Annotated in this window: 19 protein-coding genes; 11 read left to right on the forward strand and 8 right to left on the reverse strand. The window is 67.3% G+C overall.

Going from position 1 to position 22,853, the window contains the following annotated elements; all coding sequences use genetic code 11:
• Positions 1-22: 22 nt before the first annotated feature.
• The 3 genes from HAV22_RS11920 (at position 23) to HAV22_RS11930 (ending at position 4,924) form a co-directional block, all read left to right on the forward strand.
• Positions 23-1,006, forward strand: coding sequence for a Gfo/Idh/MocA family protein (locus HAV22_RS11920; protein ID WP_166859292.1), 984 nt, complete (start codon positions 23-25; stop codon positions 1,004-1,006).
• A 172-nt stretch (positions 1,007-1,178) separates the two neighbouring features.
• Positions 1,179-2,552, forward strand: a complete 1,374-nt coding sequence (locus tag HAV22_RS11925) for an MFS transporter (RefSeq protein ID WP_166859293.1) — start codon at positions 1,179-1,181, stop codon at positions 2,550-2,552.
• A 20-nt stretch (positions 2,553-2,572) separates the two neighbouring features.
• On the forward strand, positions 2,573-4,924 hold the full coding sequence (locus HAV22_RS11930; protein WP_166859294.1) for a GH36-type glycosyl hydrolase domain-containing protein: 2,352 nt from the start codon (positions 2,573-2,575) through the stop codon (positions 4,922-4,924).
• Here HAV22_RS11930 and HAV22_RS11935 read toward each other — a convergent pair whose 3' ends face one another.
• A complete protein-coding gene (locus HAV22_RS11935) occupies positions 4,925-5,131 on the reverse strand; it encodes a hypothetical protein (protein ID WP_166859295.1) in 207 nt (68 codons plus the stop codon).
• A 737-nt stretch (positions 5,132-5,868) separates the two neighbouring features.
• Here HAV22_RS11935 and HAV22_RS11940 point away from each other — a divergent pair.
• The gene (locus HAV22_RS11940; protein ID WP_166859296.1) at positions 5,869-6,468 is read left to right on the forward strand and encodes a PEP-CTERM sorting domain-containing protein; all 600 of its coding nucleotides are present in this window, start codon (positions 5,869-5,871) and stop codon (positions 6,466-6,468) included.
• Between the two features lie 622 nt (positions 6,469-7,090).
• On the opposite strand, the gene gntR is transcribed toward HAV22_RS11940, so the two are convergent.
• Complete coding sequence (gntR, locus tag HAV22_RS11945) at positions 7,091-8,119, reverse strand: HTH-type transcriptional regulator GntR (protein WP_166859297.1); 1,029 nt, start codon at positions 8,117-8,119, stop codon at positions 7,091-7,093.
• Between the two features lie 226 nt (positions 8,120-8,345).
• On the opposite strand from gntR, the gene HAV22_RS11950 reads away from it, so the two are divergent.
• From HAV22_RS11950 to HAV22_RS11960, 3 genes are all read left to right on the forward strand, one after another.
• Positions 8,346-8,678, forward strand: coding sequence for a hypothetical protein (locus tag HAV22_RS11950; RefSeq protein ID WP_166859298.1), 333 nt, complete (start codon positions 8,346-8,348; stop codon positions 8,676-8,678).
• Between the two features lie 199 nt (positions 8,679-8,877).
• Positions 8,878-11,637, forward strand: a complete 2,760-nt coding sequence (locus tag HAV22_RS11955) for a bifunctional diguanylate cyclase/phosphodiesterase (RefSeq protein ID WP_166859299.1) — start codon at positions 8,878-8,880, stop codon at positions 11,635-11,637.
• A gap of 228 nt (positions 11,638-11,865) precedes the next feature.
• The gene (locus HAV22_RS11960; RefSeq protein WP_166859300.1) at positions 11,866-12,498 is read left to right on the forward strand and encodes a TetR/AcrR family transcriptional regulator; all 633 of its coding nucleotides are present in this window, start codon (positions 11,866-11,868) and stop codon (positions 12,496-12,498) included.
• Between the two features lie 19 nt (positions 12,499-12,517).
• Here the strand turns inward: HAV22_RS11960 and HAV22_RS11965 are convergent, their stop codons facing one another.
• Positions 12,518-13,645, reverse strand: coding sequence for a branched-chain amino acid ABC transporter substrate-binding protein (locus tag HAV22_RS11965; RefSeq protein ID WP_166859301.1), 1,128 nt, complete (start codon positions 13,643-13,645; stop codon positions 12,518-12,520).
• Between the two features lie 130 nt (positions 13,646-13,775).
• Here HAV22_RS11965 and HAV22_RS11970 point away from each other — a divergent pair, with 130 nt between their 5' ends.
• Entirely contained in the window at positions 13,776-14,609 is an 834-nt protein-coding gene (locus HAV22_RS11970) for a MaoC family dehydratase (RefSeq protein WP_229421193.1), read from the forward strand.
• Between the two features lie 67 nt (positions 14,610-14,676).
• Positions 14,677-15,132 (forward strand): universal stress protein, encoded by a 456-nt coding sequence (locus tag HAV22_RS11975; RefSeq protein WP_166859302.1) that lies wholly within the window; start codon positions 14,677-14,679, stop codon positions 15,130-15,132.
• A 6-nt stretch (positions 15,133-15,138) separates the two neighbouring features.
• Here the strand turns inward: HAV22_RS11975 and HAV22_RS11980 are convergent, their stop codons facing one another.
• From HAV22_RS11980 to bla, 4 genes are all read right to left on the reverse strand, one after another.
• The gene (locus HAV22_RS11980; RefSeq protein WP_166859303.1) at positions 15,139-16,374 is read right to left on the reverse strand and encodes a YaiO family outer membrane beta-barrel protein; all 1,236 of its coding nucleotides are present in this window, start codon (positions 16,372-16,374) and stop codon (positions 15,139-15,141) included.
• Positions 16,375-16,481: 107 nt separating this feature from the next.
• On the reverse strand, positions 16,482-17,066 hold the full coding sequence (locus tag HAV22_RS11985; RefSeq protein WP_166859304.1) for an NAD(P)H-dependent oxidoreductase: 585 nt from the start codon (positions 17,064-17,066) through the stop codon (positions 16,482-16,484).
• A 210-nt stretch (positions 17,067-17,276) separates the two neighbouring features.
• A complete protein-coding gene (locus tag HAV22_RS11990) occupies positions 17,277-17,744 on the reverse strand; it encodes a GNAT family N-acetyltransferase (protein ID WP_166859305.1) in 468 nt (155 codons plus the stop codon).
• 14 nt (positions 17,745-17,758) lie between these two features.
• Positions 17,759-18,631 (reverse strand): class A beta-lactamase, encoded by an 873-nt coding sequence (bla, locus tag HAV22_RS11995; protein WP_166859306.1) that lies wholly within the window; start codon positions 18,629-18,631, stop codon positions 17,759-17,761.
• 180 nt (positions 18,632-18,811) lie between these two features.
• Here bla and HAV22_RS12000 point away from each other — a divergent pair, with 180 nt between their 5' ends.
• Positions 18,812-21,139 (forward strand): GH92 family glycosyl hydrolase, encoded by a 2,328-nt coding sequence (locus tag HAV22_RS12000; protein WP_229421194.1) that lies wholly within the window; start codon positions 18,812-18,814, stop codon positions 21,137-21,139.
• 3 nt (positions 21,140-21,142) lie between these two features.
• Here HAV22_RS12000 and HAV22_RS12005 read toward each other — a convergent pair whose 3' ends face one another.
• A complete protein-coding gene (locus tag HAV22_RS12005) occupies positions 21,143-22,009 on the reverse strand; it encodes a DMT family transporter (protein WP_166859307.1) in 867 nt (288 codons plus the stop codon).
• Between the two features lie 292 nt (positions 22,010-22,301).
• Between HAV22_RS12005 and HAV22_RS12010 the strand changes: the two genes are divergently transcribed.
• Complete coding sequence (locus HAV22_RS12010) at positions 22,302-22,769, forward strand: Lrp/AsnC family transcriptional regulator (protein ID WP_166859308.1); 468 nt, start codon at positions 22,302-22,304, stop codon at positions 22,767-22,769.
• Positions 22,770-22,853: the final 84 nt, after the last annotated feature.

Below are 22,853 nucleotides of genomic sequence, written 5' to 3' on the forward strand. Positions count from 1 at the left end.
TCCACACTCCAACGGAGCACACATGACCAACACGGTACGCTGGGGCATCCTCGGCACTGGCAGGATCGCCCGCGATTTCGCGACCGCGCTGCACGACACACCCGGCGCCACGCTGGCCGCCGTCGCGTCGCGCGAACGCACGACAGCCGAGGCATTCGGCGACGAACTCGGCGTCTCCCTGCGCCTGGCCGGCTACGACAGCCTCGCCGCCTGCGCCGACGTGGACCTCGTCTACATCGGCACCCCGCACGCCATGCATGCGGAAAACGCGCTCGCCATGCTGGCCGGCGGCAAGGGCGTGCTGTGCGAGAAACCGTTCGCGCTGAACCGCGCCCAGGCCGAGCAAGTCGTGGCGCTCGCCCGCAGCCGCCGCGTGTTCCTGATGGAAGCCATGTGGACCCGCTTCATGCCCGCCCTGGCCGAAGCGAAGCGCATCCTCGCGTCCGGCGTGCTGGGCGAGGTGTCGCAGGCCAGCGCCGATTTCGGTTTCGCCGCGACGGGCGGACCGGAAGCGCGCCTGTTCAATCCCGCCCTCGGCGGCGGCGCGCTGCTGGACGTCGGGATCTACCCGCTGTCGATCACCACGTACCTGCTCGGCGCAGTCGAATCGGTGCGGGCGCAGGCCGAGCTGGGGCCCACCGGCGTCGACCTGCAAACCGTGTTCACGCTGCGCCATGCGAGCGGCGCGCTGTCCACGTGCGCCTGTTCGCTGAAGGCACGGACGCCGGGCCTGCTGACCGTGTCCGGCCGCGACGGACAACTGCGCCTGGACGCGCCGTTCCACCGCGCGCCGACCGTCACCTTGACGCTGGCGGGCGAGTCGCCGCGCGCGATCCCGACGCCTTACCTCGGCAACGGCTATGTGCACGAAGCGATCGAAGCGCAGCGCTGCTGGACGGAAGGCATGATCGAAAGCCCGGCCATGACGCACGAGCAGACCTTGCACCTGATGGGCGTGCTGGACGAGATCCGGCACCAGGTCGGCGTACGCTACCCGGGCGACTGACCCCATGGCCAGGGCCCGCGTCCGGCGGTTGACATGGCGGCGCGGCGACGGCATACTCGCCGCTGTTAGCGCTATCACCCAAGGCGGCCGAAGAGCCGCCCGATCACTTACCGGAGACTCAGATGGCCCGTCCGACCGCCTTTCCTGACGCCGCACCCGCCGGGGCGCCGCGATGACGGCCTCCCTGCCCCGCGCCGCCACGGCGAGTTCTCCGCTGCCCTGGCGCGAAAAACTGGCTTACGGCGTGGCGGACATGGGGTTCAATTTTTACTGGACCAACGTCGCCACGTTCCTGCTGATCTTCTACACGGACAGCTTCGGCATCTCGGCCGCCGCCGCCGCGACGATGATGTCGGCCATTAAAATCGTCAACGCGTTCACCGACCCGCTGATCGGCGCCGCGGCCGACCGTACCTCGACCCGCTTCGGCAAGTTTCGGCCGTGGCTCGTGTGGATGTGCGTGCCGCTGGCCGGCGCCGCCGTGCTCACGTACACGACACCGAACCTTGAAGGCGACGCGAAGCTCGCGTGGGCCTACGGCACCTATTTGCTGATGATGGTGTGCTACACGTGCGTGAACATCCCGTACAACGCGCTGTCCGGCGTGATGTCGGCCGACCCGCAGCAGCGCTCCACGATCAACGGCCTGCGTTTCATCTTCGCGTTCGCGGGCAGCACGCTGGTGACGGCGGCCACGCCCGACCTCGTGCGCTGGCTCGGCGCCGGCGACGACCGGCGCGGCTGGCAGTTGACGATGCTAGCGTGGGCCGTCGCGGCGTCGCTGCTGTTCGTCGTCACGTTCGCGGGTACGCGCGAACGCATCGCGCCGCCGCCCGGACAAAGGAACGCCGTGTGGCGCGACGTGCGCGACCTCGCGGGCAACCGGCCGTGGATGGTGCTGTTCTTCCTCGCGCTGATCATCATGGTGACGATCACCCTGCGCACCGCCAGCGCCGCCTACTATTTCAAGTACGTCGTCGGCCGCCCTGACCTGATGCGCACCTTCGTGCCCACGTACATGGTGTGTGCCGCCGTCGGCGCGGCGCTCACGCCGCTGCTCACGCGTTGGGGCGACAAGAAGACGCTGATGATCGTCCTCATGAGCGCCACCGCCGTGCTGTCGGCCGCGTTCTACGTCGTGCCGCCCGACCAGGTGTGGCTGATGTTCGTGCTGCAGGGTGGGCTCGGTCTCGTGCTGGGGCCGAAGTCGCCGCTGGCATTCTCGATGTACGCCGATACGGCCGACTACAACGAGTGGCGCACGGGCCGCCGGGCCACCGCGATGACGTTCGCCGCCGCCACGTTCTCGCAAAAGCTCGGCACGGCCGTCGCCGTCGCCGTGATCGGCTCCGTGTTCACGGCGCTGGGCTATGTGCCGAACGCCGTGCAAGCCAGCGGTTCACGCGAAGGCATCGTGTGGCTGATGTCCTTCATCCCGGCGGTGTTCGCCACCCTGGCAGTCGCCGTGATGTGCTGCTACAACCTGAACGGCGGACAGCTGGCGCGCATCCAGGCCGACCTGGCGTCGCGCAAGCCCGCCCCCTGAATCAACGACAAGGAAAGACGATGCTGCAACCGACCGAGAACGGCGCCCGCTACGAACTCGCCAGCCCGACCGCCATGCCGAACGCCGGCGGCTTCCTGTGGAACCGCCGGATGATGATCCAGGTGACGTGCCGAGGCTATGCCACCGCCCAGTTCATGCAGCCGGAGCCGGCCAAGTATTCGCACGCGCCGAACCTCGAGGCGAAGACCTTCATGCAGCCGGAACAAGCTTACTACGCGCACCATCCGGGCCGCTTCTTCTACGTGAAGGACGAGGACACGGGCGAGATTTTCTCCGCCCCGCACGAGCCCGTGCGCGCGGCACCGGACCGGTTCGCGTTCTCCGTCGGCCGCGACGACATCGCGTGGACCGTGGAGAAGCTCGGCATCCGCATCGGCCTGCGGCTCGGCCTGCCCGTCGACGACGTCGCCGAATTGTGGACGCTGGCCGTCACGAACGTCAGCGGCCGCGCGCGCCGCATCAGCGTGTATCCGTACTTCACGATCGGCTATATGTCGTGGATGAACCAGTCGGCCGAGTACCGCGCGGACTTGAACGGCATCGTCGCGTCGAGCGTCACGCCGTACCAGAAGCTGCAGGACTATTTCAAGAACAAGGATTTCAAGGACAAGACGTACCTGCTGTGCGAGACGGCGCCGGACGCATGGGAATCGAACCAGGGCCAGTTCGAGGGCGAAGGCGGCCTGCACGCACCGGACGCGCTGCGCGCGCCGCAACTCGCGGGCGGCGACGCCCGCTACGAGACGCCCGTCGCCGTCGTGCAGTACCGCCTCGCGCTCGCGCCAAGCGACAGCACGACGCGCCGCTTCCTGTTCGGCCCGGCGCGCGACGACGCCGAGATCGCGGCGATGCGCGAGCGCTACCTGAGCGCCGACGGCTTCGCGTGCGCCGCGCGCGCGTACGCCGCGTACGGGGACCAGGGCACCGGCTGCGTGGAGGTCGAGACGCCGGACGCGGAATTCGACAACTTCGTGAACCACTGGCTTGCGCGCCAGGTGTTCTACCATGGCGACGTGAACCGCCTGAGTACCGACCCGCAGACCCGCAACTACCTGCAGGACAATATGGGGATGGCGTTCATCAAGCCGGCCGTCGCGCGCGCCGCCTTCCTGCACGCGCTGTCGCAGCAGGAAGCGAACGGCGCGATGCCGGACGGGATCCTGTTGTTCGAGGGCGCGGAACTCAAATACATCAACCAGGTGCCGCACACGGACCATTGCGTGTGGCTGCCCGTCTGCCTGCAGGCCTACCTCGACGAGACGGGCGATGCCGCCATTCTCGACGAACCCGTGACGGGCGCGGACGGCGCGGCACTCACGGCGTACGAACGCATCGGGCTGGCGATGGACTGGCTGCTGCACAAGCGCGACCATCGCGGCCTGTCGTACATCGAACAAGGCGACTGGTGCGACCCCATGAACATGGTCGGCTACAAGGGTCTCGGGGTATCCGGCTGGCTGACGGTGGCCGCGGCGTACGCGCTGCGCCTGTGGGCCGACGTGTGCGCGGCGCGCGGCGACGAGCGGCGCGCCGCGCACTTCCGTGCCGGCGTCGCCGACATGAACATGGCCGCCAACCTGCACCTGTGGGACGGCGCGTGGTATGCGCGCGGCATCACGGACGACGACGTCGTCTTCGGCGTCGGCCGCGATGCGGAGGGGCGCATCTACCTGAACCCGCAAAGCTGGGCGTTCCTCAGCGGCGCGCCGAACGCGAGCCAGCGCGCGACGATGCTCGCGGAGATCGACGCGCAACTCGACACGCCGTACGGCGTCCAGATGTTCGCCCCGCCGTACAGCGCCATGCGCGAGGACGTGGGCCGCGTCACGCAGAAGCATCCCGGGTCGGCGGAGAACGGGGCCGTGTACAACCACGCATCCGTGTTCTACATCTACAGCCTGTACACGATCGCGGAGGCCGACCGGGCGTGGGACGCGCTGCGCAAGATGATCCCCGGCCCCGGCGCGGACGACTACCTGCGGCGCGGCCAGCTGCCCGTCTTCATCCCGAACTACTATCGCGGCGCGTGGAAGGAGTACCCGCGCACGGCCGGGCGTTCCAGCCAGTTGTTCAACACCGGTACCGTCTCGTGGGTCTACCGCTCGATCGTCGAAGGATTGTGCGGCCTGAAGGGCGATGCGGCAGGGCTCGTCGTGGATCCGCAGTTGCCGTCGCACTGGTCCGGCATGCGCGTGCGACGCATGTTCCGCGGCGCGACGCTCGACGTCGGCATCGCGCGCGGCGCGGTCGAACGGACGACGGTCGTGTGCGACGGACTGCTGCTGCCGGAGGCGCGCATTACGGGCATCGAGGCCGGACGCACGTATCGGCTCGACGTGACGGTGCCTTGATCAGCGACGGACATAGTCCAGGCCGGCCCTGGCCGGCTTCGCACACGAATCGAAGACGGGCGGCGGTGCCGTCGTACCGCCGATCGCGATCGCGCCCAGGCCGAGCCGGTACTTGTCGCCCGGCTGGGGCGGCGGGATCTCGAAACGGATGAACACGTTGCCGTAGAGCGCCGTGCACTGCGGGTTCACGTTCGCGGGCAGGTGCATGACTGGCCCTGGACAGGGTCTCGCGGTGGCGCGGTCCATCGGTGCCTACAAGGTCGGCACGGTCGCAGTGCGCTTGCCGTTGACTTCGATCCATGCATCCTTGGGGTCGTAGATCATCGGGATCTTTTCCGTGGACGGGACGTATCGCCCGCCGATCCTGGCTCTGCCATCCAGAGCGCGACTTTCTCGACTTCGACGTAAGGCCAGACCATGCAGCCGGACAGGGTGCATAGCGTCGTCGCCGCGGCAAGCCACGAGCAATAGCTCCAAGGCAAAGATTCAGCCGACGTCAATCAGAGGATAGAACGTGGTTTCATGTCGCAAGCTTGACAAAATGTTGAAACATAACTTGCGCACTTTGTAACCTTTTTACCCGCTGCATGCACCGCCGTCTCAGGAAGAACTGAATCTTTCCTGGCAGAAAATTTAAATACAGTAGCACATCATAAATAACCGGCTGTCCGTCGAAAATATTTACATATTGTTAATGCGTGTCGCGTAAAGCATTATATGTATCTGATTCCACAAATGATTTTTGCCATGGCATAAACTTTGCTGGATTAAATGAGACCGCTTGCAAAACTAGGTATGTCAGGTGCATCTGGCTTCTGAAATTGAATCCAGATTCGCATTACGGGCTCGCAAAAGCGGTCCAGGGCAGCGCTGGTCAGCTGCGACCAAGCGACGAGTGCAGCTTAACGCACGGTACACATCAAAATCATTAGAAGGAGAATCGTATGGCAACGCTCAAGAGAATCGCTTCTATCCTTACACTTGTCCTGCTGCCTCTCGCAGCAAACGCGACGCCGAGTATCACCAACGGCAGCTTTGAAACCGCCGATCTGACTGGCTGGAGTGGTACCGCTACAAGCGACGGGTTTGGCTATAACCCGTTTGGAACGACTTACGGATCGGGGATGGACGGTTCCCACTGGATGTGGCTCGCGGGCTACGAACTGGGGCGGACTCTCGAGCAGACCGTTTCCGGACTTTCGGCCGGCACGACTTACCGTGTCAAATTCATCATGGCTTCCGAGTATACCCATAACGATCAACTGAATCTTTCGGTTGACGGGGGCCCGGCAACCCTATTTACGGCACCCGCCATCAGCGGTACCTTTTGGGATAACTGGGTCGAAAAGACGTATGATTTTACGGCGTCAGGCGCCTCGGCACTCATCCAATTCAGCTCGTTCAGCCTGAATACCGGCGGATATGACGTCGGTGTGGACAATATCCGTATCGAAGCGCTTAATTCAGTACCTGAACCTGCTTCGCTCGGGCTTCTCGGTTTGGGCCTGGCGGGCATGGCTTTCGGTAAGCGCAAGAAAAACTGAGGTTGCCAAACCTGTTTCCTGATTGTCCGGGCATCTTGAAAATGCGCCTATCGTGCGCATTTTCATGACGCCTGGATTTTTCCTCAACACATCCGGCATTCGCAGTTATCGCCAGTCCTACTTGGCCGACTTACCCGCCGGGAAATCGACGCGAGTCGCCTCGTTATACGTCGCCACGCCTGTCCATAACAGGATGAGAAGCACGATCCCCGTCCCCGCAATCCGATTTGGCGTCGCAGTCACCCAGGCACGCGTCCGGCTGCCTCGCCTTGTGAACAGAAAAATCGCGCCGAGACCCGCTGCGCCGATGATGATCCCTGGAAGTAAAAACTCGAGCACCGCCTACCCCGTTGACAGTAAATAGATGAAATTACAACTTTAACCTAGTTGTTTCCTATTCTCAACGGGTATTGCGAACAAAAAAATAGGACCGGGAGTCTATCGCTGCCGGTCCTGAAGAGGAGATTTGATAGAAGAATGCGCAGCCCCCCACGCATTCCACACCGCCGTAGCACCACCGCTTTGGTAGCGCTACCAGGCAATACTCACAGTGTAACGATTCCAGGAAAAATGTAAAGCGCAATGCGGTGATTATTTGGCGACAGCGAGGCACGACGGCCGCTCAGGTGCTTTCCCGCTCACGCAAGGTAAAGCCCAGGTCGATGCGGCGTTCGCGAGGCTCGCGCCCGCCGATCACGTCCAGCAGCAGCGACGCGGCCTCGTAGCCGATACGGTAGCGCGGCGTGTCGATGGTCGTCAGCGACGGCACCATCCACGCGGACGCCGGCAAGTCGTTGAAGCCGGCGATCGCCACGTCCTGCGGGACGCGGATGTCGTGGCGCTGGCAGTAATAGATGGCGCCGTGGGCGAGGTCGTCGTTGCAGAAGAATACGGCGTCGCAGTCGGGCAATGTCTCCAGCGCCTCGCGCATCAACTCCGCGCCGAGCGCGATCGTGGACGGGGCCGGCACCATGATTTCCAGTCGCGGGTCGGCCAGCCCCGCCGCCTGCATCGCCTGGCGGTAGCCGTCGGCACGGCGCAAGGTGCGCTCGTCGAGCTGGGCGCCCACGAACACGATGCGCCGGTAGCCGCGGTCGAGCAGGTGACGCGTGATGGCGTGCCCCGCGTCGTGTTGCGAGAAGCCCACGGACAGCTCGGTGGGGTCGTCGGCCAGGTCCATCATCGACACAACCGGCATGCGCGATCCGGCCAGCATGCGCTCGACCTGCTCGCTGTGCGTGAGGCCGGACAGCAGGATGCCGTCCGGATTCGACTGCAGGTAGGTGCGCAGCAGTTTTTCTTCCTCGGCATCGGAATAACGCGTGTTGCCGATCAGGAGTTGATACTGTCCGTGCTCGATCGCATCATGGATGCCGTCCAGTACCGCCGTGAACACGACGTTCGACAGCGACGGCACGAGGGCCACGATCACGCGCGACTGCGCGGACGCGAGCGCGCGCGCGGCGCGGTTCGGCACATAGCCCAGTTCCACGACGGCCAGCTCCACCTTGGTACGCGTCGCGTCGGACACGAGTTGCGGCTGGCTCAGCGCGCGCGACGCCGTCATCGTCGATACGCCCGCGTGCGCCGCCACCTCTTCCAGCGTGGTCCGTCCCGTGCCCCTTACCTTCCCAGTGCTGCTTCTGCTCATTTTTTTTTCGTAAATGCTGGCCGCCGCGCGTGCCGATCATGGATTCCGCCATGGATTGAACATTTTGTCAATGTTTTGACATGCAATCGTTCCCAATCCGCATTGCATTTTCGAACACGGATCAGCCCTGTCCGACACGTCCTACATCCCGCTGGTGCCTGCTCCGATTGTCCCCCCTGCCAGTCGGCCTACCATGAGGTTTCACCTTCCGATCAAGGAGACGACTATGCCGACCAACCGGGAAAACAAGGGCAAGGGCAACCAGCAGAATTCCGACCTGGCCAGCGGGCCGGGCGACAACGCGCAACGCGGCGACCTGGGCAGCCAGCAGAGTGGCAACCTCGGCCAGGGCAACCAGTCGCAATCCGACCTGGGCAGCGGTCCGGGCGACAATTCCCGCATCCGCCAGGGCGGGAACCAGCAGAGCCAGCGGAACCAGCGGAACCAGCAGAGCGACAGCCAGCGCGGCAATCTGCAAAGTGGCGGCCAGGGCAGCCGTTCGGGACGGAGCCAACTCGACCAGGACGACCTCGACGCCGACGACAACCTGGAGCGCTGACGGACGCGCTGGCCAACCACCGGTCCGCCCCCTCCGCGGCGGGCCGGTGTCCACACAATTGTGGCATCCACGCCTCAACGCCTGAAATAGTTTCCACGCAGAATGATATAATGCGGAGCCACCTACGCCCCGCAAGCCCGCCCGCGCCCGGCCCGCCGTCGTGCCGGCTCGGGCCCTCCCCAAGCGACCCTGGAGTCCCATGATGAACGCGCCGGCCCTGCCCGCCTCCGCCGCAGATTACATCGCGCATATCGACCTCGCCTTCGAACTGATGGCCGTGCTGGACGCTTCCGGCCGCATCGTGCGCGTCAACGCGGCCGCCGGCGACATCCTCGGCTATACACCGGCCGAGCTGGCTGGACGCCCCGTGCTCGAGCTGCTGCACCCCGATGAGCGCGCGGACCTGGCCGCGCTGGGCGCCGAGGTGTTGCAAGGCCATGCCTGCCAAGAACGCGAACTGCGCTGGCGGCGCAAGGATGGGCAGCCGGTCTACCTGTCGCTGTCGGCGTGCTGGTCGGAACGGGCGGGCCTCGTGTACGCGAGCGCGCGCGACGTCACGGCGCACCGCGCGGCGCGCGAGGAATTGAAACTGTCGCGCGAACGCCTGAACGCCATGCTGGAGAGCATCGGCGACGCATTCTTCGCCATCGACCGCGACTGGCGCATCATCTACGCCAACCGCAAGGCGGCCGCGTTCATCGGCGTGGCCGTCGGCCCAAACGTGGGCCGCCCCCTGCTCGACGTGTCGCCGGAACTCGAAGGCACGCCTTTCATCGCACACTACCGGCAAGCGCTGGCGGACGGGCAACCGGGGTTCTTCGAGGCGTTCTGGGAACCGTCGGGCACGTGGCTCGAAGTACGCTGCTATCCCACCCCGGACGGACTGTCCGTCTACTTCCACGACATCACGGCGAAGCGCACCGCGCTCGATGCCGTCCACAAGAGCGAGAAGCGCTTCCGCAGCCTGTTCCAGCAGGCGGGCGACAGCATCGTCATCGCCGACCACGACCTGCGCATCGTGGCCGCCAACGGCCGCGCCTGCGCCAGCTTCGGCTACACGGAAGCGGAATTCGTCGGCCTGCCGGTCACACGCATCGACGGCCATCACACGTACACACCGGGCATGCTCGCCAGCCTGCGCGCCGGCCACACGCACCTGCTGCGCATGACCAAGCGGCGCAAGGACGGCAGCCGCTTTCCCGCCGAGGTGCACGTGTCGCGCTTCGAGGACGGCGGCCAGGAATACTTCCAGGCCATCGTGCGCGACCTGACGGAACGCGAGGAGGCGGAACGCCAGCTGCGCGCCAGCGAGCAGCGCTTCCGCGAAGTGATCGAGATGACGCCGGCCGGCTACGTCCTCGCGGGCGCGGACGGGCGCGTGCTCGACGTGAATCCCGCGCTGTGCAGCCTGTCCGGCCATGCGCGCGAGGCGCTGCTCGGCCGCACGCTCGACGACTTGTTCGACACGTTCCCCTGGCACGGCCTCGCCGCGCACGACGCGCAAGAACACGTCCAGGGCGTGGAGGCGAGCCTGCGTCATGCACAGGGCGGCCATGTGCACGTGCTGTTCAACGGGAGCGTGCGCCGCGACGCCGCCGGCAACGTGACGAGCGTCACGGGGCTGATGAGCGACATCACGGGCCGCAAGCAGGCCGAGACCCGGCTGCAACAACTGGCCACGCACGACACGCTGACGGGCCTGCCCAACCGCGCGCTGTTGCACGAGCGCGTCCAGCACATGCTCGACGCGTGCCCGCAGGGCCGCGCCGTGGCCGTCATGTTCCTCGACCTCGACCGCTTCAAGGAAGTCAACGATTCGTTCGGCCACGATCTCGGCGACGTGCTGCTGTGCGAAGTGGCGACGCGGCTGCGCAAGGTGATGCGCCCCGGCGACGTGATCGCCCGCCTCGGCGGCGACGAATTCGTCGTGGCGGCCGAGTGCGCGGGCCCGGCGGATGCGGGCGCCATCGCGCAGAAGCTGCTCGATGCGCTGGGCTTGCCCGTGCGCGTGGGCGGCCAGGACGTGAACGCGGGCGGGTCGATCGGCATCAGCCTGTTCCCGCACGACGCCTCCACGCGCGAGCTGCTGTTCCAGACGGCCGACACCGCGATGTACGGCGCCAAGCGCGCGGGCCGCAACCGCTATCGCTTCTTCGAACCCGCGATGACGCTGGCCGCGCAGGCACGCATGGCGCTGGAGATGGCGCTGCGGCCCGCGCTGGCGCGCAGCGAATTCGAGCTGCACTACCAGCCGCGCGTCGACCTGCGCACCATGCGCGTCGTCGGGCTGGAAGCGCTGCTCCGCTGGAACAGCGCCGACCTCGGACGGGTCTCGCCGGGCGAATTCATCGGCATCGCGGAAGAGACGGGCCTGATCGTGCCGATCGGCCGCTGGGTGCTGGAAGAGGCATGCGGCCAGACGCGGCGCCTCATCGAGCGCCAGGGCCGGGCGATCCGCGTGTCGGTGAACGTGTCCGCGCGCCAGCTCGCGCAGGCCGGCTTCGTCGACGAGGTGCGTGACGTGCTCGCGCGTACGGGCTTGCCCGCCGCCTGCCTGGAACTGGAATTGACGGAAAGCGCGCTGATCGAGGACATGGCGCGCACGGCTGCCATGCTGGACGAGCTGCGCGTGCTGGGTGTGAAGCTTGCCGTCGACGACTTCGGCACCGGCTATTCCGGCCTCGCCTACCTGCGCCGCCTGCCGATCGACATCCTGAAGCTGGACCGGTCGTTCGTGCTGCAGGACGACGGCCGGATCAGCGCGTTCGACTTCGTCAAGGCGTTCGTCGACATGGCGCACGCACTGCGCCTGTCCGTCGTGGCGGAAGGCGTCGAAACGGCCGACGTGCTCGAGTTCCTGCGCGCCGCCGACTGCGACGAGGTGCAGGGCTACCTGATGGCGCGGCCGATGCCGCTGGACGCGCTCGAGGCCTGGCTCGACGCGGCCACGGAAGGCTGACCTGCCGCCGCCACGGCCAGAACCGTGGCGAACGCAATGTTACATCGCCGCCCCCTCACCAAAGTGGTGCGGCGTCGCTCCCTGGGACACGATCTCACCTTTGTCAATAAATTCGCGACCCGTGCGTGCGTCGCCTGGCGTTATACTCGCACCCACAATCCATAATTTCATCACGCGGAAACGCCACGACACCACCAGGCTGCGCGCGCCTGGCTCAACAAGCACAGCATGAGAATCAGCAAAGAGAAGGCTGCCGACAACCGCGCCGCATTGATCCGGGCGGCCAGCAAATTGTTCAGGGAACGCGGCATCGACGGCGTCGGGGTCGCCGAGATCAGCAAGGAAGCCGGCCTGACGCACGGCGCCTTGTACGCGCATTTCCGTTCGAAGGAAGAACTGGCGCTGGCGGCCCTGTCGTATGGCCTCGAGCAGTCCAATTCGCGCATGTATGCCGCGACGTCGGACGGCATGCCCGACCTCGCGCGTTTCCTCGACCGCTACCTGTCGCTCGACAGCCGCGACGACTACGGCGACCGCTGCCCGATGGCCGCGTCGGCCAGCGAGATCGGACGCCAGGACACGACGATCAGCGCCCGCTTCGCCGAAGGCTATATGGTGATGGTGCGCGCATTCGAGCGCCAGATCGAGCACGACGCGCCGGGCAGCGACGCGCTGGCACGGGCGATGGTCGTCGTGGCCACGCTGATCGGCAGCGTCGCGGTCGCGCGCGGCGCCGCGAAGGGCAACCCGGCCGTGTCGGACCAGGTGCTGCAGGCTGCGCGCGGTTTGCTCGACGAATTGATGCTCGCGCACCCGCAAGCGCGCGCGCCCGCGCGCCGGGACGACCGGCCCGCGGCCTGATCGCCGGGCCGGTCGCGCCCTACTTCGTGACGCCGATCGGCGTGCGGTGGCCGCCCTTGAACGTGTACAGCGTGAGGACGCCGTCGCGGATGTCGCCGTGGGCGTCGAAGGCGATGGTGCCGGTGACGCCGGGATAGCGCACCTTGGCCAGCTCCGGCAGGTATTTCGCAGGCGCGCTGGAGCCGGCCTTGTCCATCGCGGACGCGATCGCCAGCACGGCATCGTACGAATACGGCGCGATGATCTGCACGTCGATGCCGTAGCGCTTCTTGTACTCGGCTCGGAATTTATCCATGCCGGCCTTGCCCTTGTCCTCGACACCGCCCGCCTCCGCGCACACAACCTGGCCATCGGCCATCGTATTGCCCGACAGCGGCTGCATCGCATCCGAGCAGATGCCGTCGCCACCCATCATGCGCGCGTTGATGCCCAGCTGCTTCATCTGGCGCAGCATCGGGCCCGCAACGGCGTTCATGCCGCCGAAAAAGACGAGGTCCGGATTGCTGGCGCGGATCTTGGTCAGGATCGCCGCGAAGTCCGTCGCCTTGTCGTTCGTGAATTCGCGCGCGACGGGCGTCACGCCCTGCTGGCCCAGGCTCTTCGAGAATTCCGTCACGAGGCCCTGGCCGTACGCCGTGCGGTCGTCGATGACGGCGATGCGCTTCGCGCCCATCGTCTTGACGGCGTAGCGGCCCAGCGCGCGGCCCAGCTGGACATCGTTCGCGACGACGCGGAACGCCGTGTTGTAGCCCAGCTGCGTGTATTTCGGATTCGTGGCCGACGGCGAGATCTGCGGGATGCCCGCGTCGTTGTAGATCTTCGCGGCCGGGATCGTCGTGCCCGACGTCTCGTGGCCGATCACGGCATTGACTTTCGCGTCCGCCAGCTTCTGCGCGGCCGCCGTCGCGGCTTTCGGGTCGCCGCCGTCGTCTTCCGGCACGAGCACCCACTTGACCTTCTTGCCGCCGATCGTCGCGCCGCGCGCGTTCAGCGCGTCGACGGCCATCCGCGCGCCGTTTTCGCTGTCCTTGCCAAAATGGGCCACGGGACCCGTGATGGCGGCAGCATGGCCGATCTTCACGACCTCCTGGGCCGTGGCGAATCCCGCTGCGGCCAGTGCCGACACCAACAAAACGACCTTCTTCATTCCATCCTCATCTAAAACAGTGATTCTTTATGCCAAATCGTTAGGGTAACGTGGATGATCCGATTTCACAAGTCTTGCAGCGCAAGTTAAAGTTTCAGGCACAATGGGGTTTTACGTTTGCCAGGCTCCGATGAACGCCGACTCACCGTCACCGCTTCCCCGACTGGGCGCCGCCACCCTGCTGCGCGCCCTGTTCAAGCATCCGCGCCGCCTGAACGGCGTGCCCACGCCGCGCACCACCTACGTCCTCGACCGCATCGACCCGCACCAGTTGCGCCGCTACCGCCAGGCACTGGGCTTCCGCGACGACGGCATCCCCCTCACGTACTATTACCTGCTCGCGCAGCGCGCGCACGTGGCGACGATGCTGGACGATGCCTTCCCGTTCCGCCTGCCCGGCACGGTGCACACGGAAAACGCACTGCGCGCACTGGCGGAGCCGCTGCGCGACGTCCCGCTCGTGCTGGCCACGACCGTCACCATCCGGCCGCCAGCCGACAACGGCGCCGTCGTCGCCGAGCTGGACACCGTGGCCCGCCAGCAGGATACGGTCATCTTCAGCTGCCGCAGCACCTATCTCGTGGTGCGCGGCCAGCGGCGTCAGGGCCGTGCGCGGCCGGAAGCGAAGGCCCTGCCCGTGCTGACGGGCTGGCGCATCCCGCGCGGCATGGGTCGGGCCTACGCCCGCATCTCGGGCGACTGGAATCCGATCCACTTGTGGGCATGGTCGGCGCGCGTGATGGGCATGAAGCAGCCGATCATCCACGGCATGCATACGCTGGCGCGCGCCTGCGCCGAGCTGGAACAGGCGTGCGGCCGGCGCATCCTCGCGCTGGAAGGACGGTTCCGCGCACCCGCGCCGCTGGGCAGCGAACTCGTGCTGGGCGCCGACCTCGCGGCCGGCAGTTTCGCCGTGGGCGGCGGCGGCCGCGTCGTTGCGGAAGGCAGCTTCCGCACGGTTTGATCCAGATCAAACAATTTGTTGCGCGGATTCGCCATGCTGGAGCATCGCACCGGCCAGGAGAACCGCCATGTATGATCGCATCCTCGTCCCCACGGACGGCTCCGATGTCTCCGCCGCCGCCGAGCGGGCCGCCATCGCGTTCGCGCGGGCGCTCGGCAGCGAAGTCGTCGTGGTCGCCGTCGGCCAGCCCCGCCTGCCTGCCGCGTCGGCGGAAGCGGCGATGGCCATCGATCCCGGCCTCGACGATGCCGCCCTGCTGGCGGCCGCCAACGAACACGCGCAGCGCGTCGCCACGGCCGCCGCCGCCGCGGGTGTGCGCTGCACGCCGATCGCACTGCTCGATTATTCGCCGGCCGAGGCGATCATCGCCACCGCCGAAGACCGCAAGTGCGACCTTATCTTCATGGCCTCGCACGGCCGGCGCGGACTGTCCCGGCTGCTGGCCGGCAGCGTGACGCAGCAGGTGCTTGCCGAGTCGCGCGTGCCCGTGCTCGTCATGCGGGCCGCGCATCCGGCGCCGTAACCCGGGTTACCAGCGCCGGTAGAGCGCAAAAGTCAGCGCGCGCTGGTCGGCCGCGCCGCCCGTCCGCGCGACGCTCGCGCCCACGCGCGTGCCCCACGCGGGCGTCCAGTAGCGCACCCACGTGACGGTGCCGCCGCCGGAGCGGCCCTGGCCGCCCACGAGACTCAGCGGATCGTCGCTGCGGCCACTGTTCAGCGTCGCTTCAAGATAGGTGTCGGCGTCGCCCGCGTAGAACCAGCGGGCAAGCAGACGCTCGCCCGTACCGTGCGACTCCGCGGACACGATGTTCTGGTGGCGCAGCTGCACATACCAGTCGCCCGCGTACTTCGCGATGCTCGCGCCGTAGATGTTGACGCGCGCGGCAAAGCCAAGGACGTCGTCGCTGACGGACGCTTCCCAGCCGCTGCCCAGCGCCTGATACAGTTCCACGCGGCCCGCGTTGGCGGGAAACAGCCGGGCCGCCGCGGCGCGCTGGTAGCGCAGGTTCGCATACGCACCGGACCACAGGCCCACATAGCCGTCGAGCCCCCATGCGACATCGTGCCGCCCGAAGCGCTGCGCGCGCAAGGTCTCGAACGCGAGCGAGCCCCCGTTCGTGTAATGACGCACACTGACCGTTTCGTCGTTCCAGCGCGGTCCCCGGCCCGGGTCCGTCCACGTGGCCGACAGGCCCGCGGCCCATGTGTAGCCGTGCGCGATCGCCGCGTCCGGATTGCCCGCGCGGGGCTGCAGTGCCGCCGCCAGCGCATCGGCCGCCTCGCCGGTGGCGCCGAGCGCGCGGGCCCGCCCCAGGTCCGCGCGCGCATCGGCATCGCGGCCCAGCGCACGCAGCGCACGGCCGCGGGCCAGGTACGGCGCCGGGTCGCTTGGCCGCAGTGCGATCAGTCGCGCGTAGGCATCGGCGGCTTGCGCCGGCCGGCCGCTCCACAGGTACATGTCGCCGAGCGCCGACCATGCGTCCGCGTACTTGGGCGCGGCCGTGGCCGCGGCGCGCAGGTCGCGTTCGGCCTCAGGCCAGTGTTCGAGGCGCGCATGGACGATGCCGCGACCGAGCAGGACGTCCACGTTGTCCGGCGCGCGCGCCAGCAGCGCTTCGTAGGCGGCCAACGCCTCATCGGGGTGGCCGCCGTTGGCCAGCGCGCGCGCCCGCGCGTAGGCTTCATCGAAGGTCGGCGTGGCGGCCGCGGCGGCCGGTGTGGAGATGGCAGGCGGCGACGGGGGGACCTGCAAAGCAGCGGGCATCGGGCGATCGGAGAGTGGCTCGGAGGGGCGGCCACGAAAGGCGCCGCCTTGCCGGCACTGTGCCGACATCCGCCGGGAGCGTCAAGGAGCGCACGGTTGGCGGCCGGTCAGACTGCCGAGGCGCCCAGCCTGCGCATATGATCGCCCCACGTCGCGACGCGCTCCGCCGACATCGCGTGCGTGCGCCCGATCAGCGTCGTGCGTACGGGACGGATGCCCGCCCGGCCGAGAATCTGGCGCCGCATCATCTTGACACCGTAGCCGCCGTAGCCCCAGCGGTAGACGACGGCCGGCATCTCCATGCTGACGACGAGCCGCGCACTGCGTCCACCCAGCAGGCCGGCGCCGAACGGCCGGTGCGGATCGTCCATGAACACGCCGGGACGCGTGACGTGTTCGAGGAAGCCCCGCATCAGCGCAGGCATGTCGCCCATCCACAAGGGATAGACGAAGACGAGGTGGTCGGCATGCTGGATCGCCTCCTGCACGGCCGCCAGCTGCGGCGGCGGGGAACCGTGCCACCATTCGGAGGGGCTGGTCAACAGGGGAAAACTCATCCTTGCCGGTTCGACGACGTCAACCTCGTGCCCGGCGTCGCGCGCGCCCTCGACATAGGCGTGGGCCAGCGCGTGGCACAGGTGCGGCCGATGGCAGTCCGGATGGCCCTGGATCAATAAGATGCGCGCCCCCATCAATGGTCACCGTGCCCACGTTCGACTTGTACTGCTCTCATTTCTCGCTTTCGATATGTATTCCGTCAACTAGGCTAACCGAACACAACGTTGCTACGTTGCGAGATATCAAACGACACGGATTTTTTCGTGCTACGGGCACACTAAGAATATTCTTATTCTTCAGACTAGTCTTCCGACACCGTCCAACCGGGCCGGCGCGCGGCGCGATTACAACCGTTTCGTCATGTAGTGGGCGGCGCCGGGATACGTGGCAAGCGCAGCATGGTCGCCCGCCGCCGGCGCGTAGCCGAGGCTTTCCCAGAATTCGAGCGAATCCTGTACGGACACGAGCGCCGCGTGGCGCAGGCCGCGCACGGCAGCATCGTCGTGCAGACGCGCGACGAGCCTGCGCGCCACGCCCTGCCCGGCCGCACGTGGGGCCACGGCCACGTCGTGCAAGTACAGCGTGTCCGGTTCCGCGGCCACGGCGAAGGGGGCACCGAGCGGCGTGACCCTGCCGAGGCGCGACGGATACGCGAACAGGTAGGCGCACACGCCGGCGTCATCGCGCGCGACCAGCACCGTGCGGGGACTCGCCGCAAGGCGTGCCAGCACGACGTGCGCCGGCTCCTGCATCGCCGGCGGGTAGCACGCGGCCTGCACGGCCAGGACCCCGGCGAGATCGTCGCGCGCCATCGGCCCGATCCGCATCAGGCCCCGGCCAGCGTACGTGCCACGATGGCCGCGGCGTCCGCGACGACCTTGCTGTCGCTGTGCGCATCCGGCGTCGCGCCCGCGTAATAGATGGCGACGACGATGGACGCGCCTTGCGGCGGGAAGACGATGCCGACGTCGTTCGTCGTGCCGTAGCTGCCGGTGCCCGTCTTGTCCGCCACGCGCCAGCCGGCCGGCACGCCGGCCTCGATGCGTTCCTTGCCCGTCGTGTTCCCGAGCATCCAGTCGAGCAGGCGGCGGCGCGCCTCCGGTGCAAGCGCCTCCTCGAGCAGCAGCGCCTGCAGGCTCCTGGCCATCGCACGCGGGGTCGTCGTGTCGCGCGGATCGCCCGGGATCGCCGTGTTCAGCGCCGTCTCGCGGCGGTCCAGGCGAAACGCCGTGTCGCCGATGCGGCGCGCGAACGCCGTCACGGCCGCCGGGCCGCCGATGCGGTCGAGCAGCAGATTGCACGCGCTGTTGTCGCTCGCCTGCAGCGCGGCCGCGCACAGGCCCGCGATCGTCATGCCTTCGTCCACGTGCTTCTCGGTCACGGGCGACCACGCGACGAGGTCCGCAGCCCGGTAGCGCACGCGCTCGTCGAGCAGGCCCGGTTCGCGCGTCGCGCGCGCGAGCACGGCGCCCGCGACCATCACCTTCGCCGTGCTGCAGAACGGGAAGCGCTCGTCGCCGCGCCATGCGAGCACCGGCGCACCGCCGTGACGCCAGGCGGCCACGCCGAGCCGTCCGCCGGCGCGGCGTTCGAGGTCCGCGAGCGCACGCGTGGCGGCGGCGGGCGCGGCCGCGCGCGCGGACCGCGCGAACACGAGGGCGGGCACTGCAAGCAGGATGCTGCGGCGGGACAGGTTCATCAGCGCGTCTCCTTGTAATCAACCACGCGGCATTATGCCGCAACGTCACGCAACACGATGTGTCGCGGTTGCCGGGCCCGCACGATCCGCGTTATGGTCCTGCTTCGACAGCGCAACGCCGACGATCCGGCGCGCCCACCCGAGCGCGGGGCGATCCCCCGCCAACCGACTGGAGACAGCATGCGTCCTCGTATGATCCTCAAGTCCGTCCTGCCTTTTGCCCTCGCCGCGCTGTGCGCGGGTCCCCTCGTCCACGCGGCCAACCGCACGGATGCCGTCGACGTGTTCATCGGCACGGGCGGCGACGGCCATACGTTTCCCGGCGCGACGCGCCCGTTCGGCATGGTGCAGCTCAGTCCCGACACGCAGGTGCGTCACTTCCGCCAGAGCTATCCGTGGGCGGCCGGCTATCGCTACGAAGACGATTCCATCCTCGGCTTCTCGCACACGCACTTCTCCGGCGCGGGCCATTCCGACCTGGGCGATGTCCTCCTGATGCCGACGAGCGGCGACGTGAAGCTGGAGCCGGGCTATCCGGAGCGCCCATTCAGCGGCTACCGCTCGCGCTTTTCGCACAATGACGAGCATGCGGAACCCGGCTACTACGCCGTGCGGCTGCAGGACAACGACGTCGACGTCGAACTGACGGCCAGCGAGCGCGTGGGCCTGCATCGCTACCGCTTCAAGCCCGGCGCGGATGCGAACGTGATCCTCGACCTGCGCTCGAGCATCTACGACTGGTCCGGCAAGAACCTGTGGTCGCGCCTGCGCCTGCGCGGCGACGACACGGTCACCGGCATGCGCGAAACGCGCGGCTGGGCACCGGGACGCCAGCTGTATTTCGCGATCCGCTTCTCGCGTCCGATCGTCACGCACCGGCTGCTGAACCGCGAGGAAGGCGTCGACTACAAAGGGTTCGCAGCGCCGGGCAAGACGCCGTCCGAAAAAATCCTCGTCGAAGGCAAGGCGCTCGAAGGCACATTCGGCTTCGGCCGGCCGGCCGACGGCACGGTGCTCGTGAAGGTCGCGCTGTCCCCCGTCAGCGAGGACGGCGCGCTGGCCAACCTCGGCGAGATGCCCGGCTGGGACTTCGACGGGGAGCGCCGCCGCGCGCACGACGCCTGGGAGCAGGCACTGGCCGCCGTCGACGTCGAGGCGCCCGCGCCGCTGAAGCGCATCGTGACCACGAGCCTGTACCACGCGCTGCTCGCACCGAGCCTGTTCATGGACACGGACGGCCGCTACCGGGGACCGGACAACCAGGTCCATGAGGCGCGGGGCTACCGCTTCCACTCCACGTTCTCGCTGTGGGACACGTACCGCGCGCTGCATCCGCTGCTCACGTTGATCCAGCCGGAGCGGCGCAACGTCGACTTCGTGCGCTCGCTGATCGAGTCGCAGAAGGCCAGCCCATACGGCATCCTGCCCGTGTGGCAGTTCGCGGGCCAGGAGACGTGGTGCATGATCGGCTACCACGCCGTCCCGGTCATCGCCGACGCGTACATGAAGGGGTTGAAAGGCTTCGACGCGGACGAGGCGCTGCGCGCGATGACGGCCAGCGCGGAGTATGGCCCGTACGGCGGCCTGCAGTACTACATGAAGCTCGGCTACGTGCCGATCGACCTGGAACCGGAAGCGGCGTCGAAAACGGTGGAGTATGCGTTCGACGACTGGACCATCGCGCGCATGGCCGCGAAGATGGGCCGGCGCGACGTCGCGGACCGCTACTTCGAGCGCGCGCAGAACTGGCGCAACGTGTTCGATCCGCAGACGGGCTTCGTGCGCGCGAAAAAATCGGACGGTACGTTTCGCGAACCGTTCGATCCGGTGCGCTCCAACTTTGGCAGCGACTACACGGAAGGCAGCGCGTGGCAGTATTCCTGGTATATGCCGCACGATAACGCGGGCCTCGTGGCGATGCTGGGTGGCGATGCGGGCCTCGTTGCGAAGATCGACCAGGTGTTCGATGCGAAGGTCGACCCGGCCGTGTACGCGCACATGGAGGACATCTCGGGACTCATCGGCCACTACGCGCACGGCAACGAGCCGTCGCACCACGTGGCCTACCTGTACAACTATGCAGGGGCGCCGTGGAAGACGCAGGCGCGCCTCGCGCAGATCGTCGCGAGCCAGTACCGCGACGCGCCGGACGGCCTGGCGGGCAACGACGACCTGGGCCAGATGTCCGCTTGGCTCGCCTTCACCGCGTTCGGCTTTTATCCCGTGGCGCCGGCCAGCAACGAGTACGTGATCGGGCGGCCGTTCGTCGAGCGCGCCACGTTGAACCTGGCGAACGGGAAGCGTTTCACGGTGCGGACCGAGGGCCTGTCCGATACGAATCCGTACGTGGGCAGCGTTACCTTGAACGGCCGGCCGCTCGCACGCAGCGTACTCACACACGAACAGATCATGGCCGGCGGCGAGCTCGTGTTCCGCATGCAGGCCACGCCGGACAAGGACTGGGGCAAGGCGCCGACCGCGCGCCCGTACACGCAGACGGCCTACTGATCTTCAGCGCCGCCGCATGCTGGCGACGGCGACGCCGGCCAGGATGACCGCGAAGCCGGCGGCGTGGTACACGTGCGGCGCTTCCTTCAGCAGGGGCCACGCGGCCAGGGTCGCGAATAGCGGGATCAGGTACACGGTCAGGCTCGCGCGCGCAGGGCCGGCCGCCGCGACGAGGCGGTCGAAGAAAAAGTAGGCGCCGAGACTCGGCACGACGGCGAGGAACGCCAGCGCCACATACAGACGGCCGTCGGCGAAATCGGGCACGTTGCCGCTGGCCGCTTCGATGGCGGCGAACGGCGCCAGCACGAGCGCCCCGCCGCCGATCAGCGCGGCCAGCTTGACGGTCGCCGGCAGCGGCGGCAGCGGCAGGCGCTTGTTGAACACCGTGTACAACGACCAGCCGCATGCGGCCAGCACGACCCACAGGTCACCGCGGCCGAATTCCAGTTGGCCCAGCGCCGTCACGTCGCCCTTCGACAGAACGATGAACACGCCGAGGATCGCGAGGAACATGCCGCCCGCCTGGCGGCGCGACAGCGGCGCCTTCCACACGAGCGTCTCGATCATCGTGACGAGCGCCGGGCAGGCCGCGAGGATGATCCCCACGTTGGCCGCGCTCGTGTGACGCGCGCCGATATATTGCGGTGCAACGGACAAGCCCATGCCCAGCCCCGCCAGCAGCAGGATGCGCTGCCAGTTCGCGCGCAGCGTATGGCGCAGCGCCCACATGCGGGGGCCGCAGGACGGCAGCAGCACGAGGAACGCGAGCAGCCAGCGTCCGAACGCGAGGAACACGGGCGGAATGCCCGCGCCCTGCGTCCAGCGGGCGACGACGAGATTGGCCGCGAACAACGCGGGGGTGATCAACATGAGCGGGAGCTCGGCTGCGAAGGGATCACTTCGGTAACCGGCGCCTGCCCGCGACACTGCATTCGACACGACGACTCCTGAACGAAAAGCGGTCGGCGCCCGCACGCCCGCGTCGGGAATGCTGCGCCGCAAAAAAGCTGGATAAGCGACGAGCATCTTACGGGAGCGGGCGTAGAATGTGCTTCTGTTCCACGAGGGAAACTTGGCCAAAATCAGAAGGACCATCTACAGATAGGCGAAAAACACGATAAAATCTGCGGACTTATCAGGAAACTACGAAGGAAGCACTGTCATGAAAGACGGCCAGCTGGACGAGATCGACCGCCAGATCCTGCGCACCCTCAGCCGCGACGGACGCATCAGCAACCAGAAACTGGCGGAGACCGTCCATCTGTCGCCGACGCCATGCTGGCACCGCGTCAAGACGCTGGAGGATGCGGGCTACATCACCGGCTATATCGCGATGCTGGACCAGCGTGCGCTGGGCATGCCGGACACGGTGATCATCGAGGTGACGGTCGACCGCCACGACGACGAGATCTTCAAGGCGTTCTCGGACGCGCTGGCCGACCTGCCGGAAGTGATGGAAGCGTATCTGCTGTCGGGGGAATACGACTACCTGATCAAGGTGGCCGTGTCGGGGACGGAAGGCTATGAAAAATTCCTGCGGCAGAAGTTGTACAAGCTGCCGGGGGTAACGCGCACACGGTCGACGTTCACGTTGCGGTGCCTGAAACGCACGCCGTCGGTCAGCCCTTGAGTCTGCTGGGCGGTTTGGTGGGCTGAGGCAGCCCACCCTACGGCAGCGTGGATTCGTAGGGTGGGCACCCCGTGCCCACCATGC

It is taken from the genome of Telluria antibiotica (assembly GCF_011682055.1).
GTDB lineage: Bacteria > Pseudomonadota > Gammaproteobacteria > Burkholderiales > Burkholderiaceae_D > Telluria > Telluria antibiotica.

Bases quoted from the DNA above. Each gene is read 5' to 3' on its own strand.
- HAV22_RS11920 (WP_166859292.1), top strand. From the start codon at position 23: ATGACCAACACGGTACGCTGGGGCATCCTCGGCACTGGCAGGATCGCC.
- HAV22_RS11925 (WP_166859293.1), top strand. From the start codon at position 1,179: ATGACGGCCTCCCTGCCCCGCGCCGCCACGGCGAGTTCTCCGCTGCCC.
- HAV22_RS11930 (WP_166859294.1), top strand. From the start codon at position 2,573: ATGCTGCAACCGACCGAGAACGGCGCCCGCTACGAACTCGCCAGCCCG.
- HAV22_RS11935 (WP_166859295.1), bottom strand. From the start codon at position 5,131: ATGCACCTGCCCGCGAACGTGAACCCGCAGTGCACGGCGCTCTACGGC.
- HAV22_RS11940 (WP_166859296.1), top strand. From the start codon at position 5,869: ATGGCAACGCTCAAGAGAATCGCTTCTATCCTTACACTTGTCCTGCTG.
- gntR (WP_166859297.1), bottom strand. From the start codon at position 8,119: ATGAGCAGAAGCAGCACTGGGAAGGTAAGGGGCACGGGACGGACCACG.
- HAV22_RS11950 (WP_166859298.1), top strand. From the start codon at position 8,346: ATGCCGACCAACCGGGAAAACAAGGGCAAGGGCAACCAGCAGAATTCC.
- HAV22_RS11955 (WP_166859299.1), top strand. From the start codon at position 8,878: ATGATGAACGCGCCGGCCCTGCCCGCCTCCGCCGCAGATTACATCGCG.
- HAV22_RS11960 (WP_166859300.1), top strand. From the start codon at position 11,866: ATGAGAATCAGCAAAGAGAAGGCTGCCGACAACCGCGCCGCATTGATC.
- HAV22_RS11965 (WP_166859301.1), bottom strand. From the start codon at position 13,645: ATGAAGAAGGTCGTTTTGTTGGTGTCGGCACTGGCCGCAGCGGGATTC.
- HAV22_RS11970 (WP_229421193.1), top strand. From the start codon at position 13,776: ATGAACGCCGACTCACCGTCACCGCTTCCCCGACTGGGCGCCGCCACC.
- HAV22_RS11975 (WP_166859302.1), top strand. From the start codon at position 14,677: ATGTATGATCGCATCCTCGTCCCCACGGACGGCTCCGATGTCTCCGCC.
- HAV22_RS11980 (WP_166859303.1), bottom strand. From the start codon at position 16,374: ATGCCCGCTGCTTTGCAGGTCCCCCCGTCGCCGCCTGCCATCTCCACA.
- HAV22_RS11985 (WP_166859304.1), bottom strand. From the start codon at position 17,066: ATGGGGGCGCGCATCTTATTGATCCAGGGCCATCCGGACTGCCATCGG.
- HAV22_RS11990 (WP_166859305.1), bottom strand. From the start codon at position 17,744: ATGGCGCGCGACGATCTCGCCGGGGTCCTGGCCGTGCAGGCCGCGTGC.
- bla (WP_166859306.1), bottom strand. From the start codon at position 18,631: ATGAACCTGTCCCGCCGCAGCATCCTGCTTGCAGTGCCCGCCCTCGTG.
- HAV22_RS12000 (WP_229421194.1), top strand. From the start codon at position 18,812: ATGCGTCCTCGTATGATCCTCAAGTCCGTCCTGCCTTTTGCCCTCGCC.
- HAV22_RS12005 (WP_166859307.1), bottom strand. From the start codon at position 22,009: ATGTTGATCACCCCCGCGTTGTTCGCGGCCAATCTCGTCGTCGCCCGC.
- HAV22_RS12010 (WP_166859308.1), top strand. From the start codon at position 22,302: ATGAAAGACGGCCAGCTGGACGAGATCGACCGCCAGATCCTGCGCACC.